This is a genomic window from Rhodococcus marinonascens NBRC 14363 (genome assembly GCF_001894885.1).
Classification (GTDB): Bacteria; Actinomycetota; Actinomycetes; order Mycobacteriales; family Mycobacteriaceae; genus Rhodococcus_F; species Rhodococcus_F marinonascens.
Window position 1 is genome coordinate 1 of sequence record NZ_BCXB01000127.1, and the last position, 1,244, is coordinate 1,244.

1 protein-coding gene is annotated in these 1,244 nt (G+C 64.1%); it reads left to right on the forward strand.

Going from position 1 to position 1,244, the window contains the following annotated elements:
- Positions 1-1,244, forward strand: a 1,244-nt coding sequence (locus RM2_RS23160; protein WP_169846827.1) for an AMP-binding protein, incomplete at both ends; no start/stop codon positions are given.

Consider the following 1,244-nt stretch of genomic DNA (forward strand, 5'->3'; position numbering starts at 1 on the left):
GACGATCGCACCGGTCGAGGTGGAGTGGGAGGCGGCGCAGTTCGATCTGTCGATGGCTCTCGCCGAGCCTCTTGGTAGCGAGGGTGGCTATGCGGGCACGCTCGGGTATGCGGCAGACATTTTCGATGCGGCGACAGTGCAAGAGATCGCGGAGCGCTTCGTCCGGGTGCTCGAGACTGTTCTCGAAGATCCGTCGGTGCCGGTGGGAGAGGTCTCTGTCCTCGACGACAGTGAACGGGCACTGGTGCTCGACACCTGGAACGACACCGACCACCAGGTGCCGGAGGTGTTGCTGCTCGACGGGTTCGATGCGCAGGTGGCCCGGACACCGGATGCGGTGGCGTTGGTGTTCGAGGGCCAGTCGTTGACGTATGCGCAGTTCGATGCGTGGGTGAACCGGTTGGCCCGGTATCTGATCGATGCGGGTGTGGGCCCGGAGTCGTTGGTGGCGGTCGGGATGCGCCGATCGCCGGAGATGATGATCGGAATCTATGCGGTGCTCCGGGCGGGCGGGGCGTATGTGCCGATCGATCCGGATCAGCCTGCGGAGCGCACAGAGTATGTGCTCGATACCGCGGCACCGGTGTGTGTGTTGTCCACGTCCCGGGACAGAATCGTCGTGTCGGGGCACCGGGTGGTGGACGTCGATGTGGTGGATGTGTCGGGGTATTCCTCCGGTGCGGTGGTGGACTCCGAACTCCGGTCGCCGTTGCGTCCGGAGAACACGGCGTATGTCATCTTCACTTCCGGGTCGACGGGGCGGCCGAAGGGTGTGGCGGTCAGTCATCGTGCGGTCGTCAACCTCTTGTCGTGGAGGATCTCCGAATGCGACGTCACCGACTCCGATGTGATGGTGTTGAAGACACCGGTCACCTTTGATGCGTCGGTGTGGGAGTTGTTCTGGTCGTTGGCTGTCGGGGCCCGGTTGGTGATTGCACGCCCGGATGGGCATCGTGATCCGGAGTATTTGCTGTCGTTGATGCAGGACACCGGTGTCACGGTGGTGACGTTCGTGCCGTCGATGCTGGGGGCGCTGCTGGCGGACCCCGAGGTGCGGATCCCTGCTTCGGTGCGTTTGGTGTATGTCGGCGGTGAGGAATTGCCGGTGGATCTGGTGTCGCGGTTCGCCGCCCGCACCGACGCGGTTCTGGACAACATGTACGGGCCGACCGAGGCTGCGGTCATTGTGACGTCGTATCGACTCGACGGTCTGGACACGTTGACCGTGCCGATCGGTGTCCCGG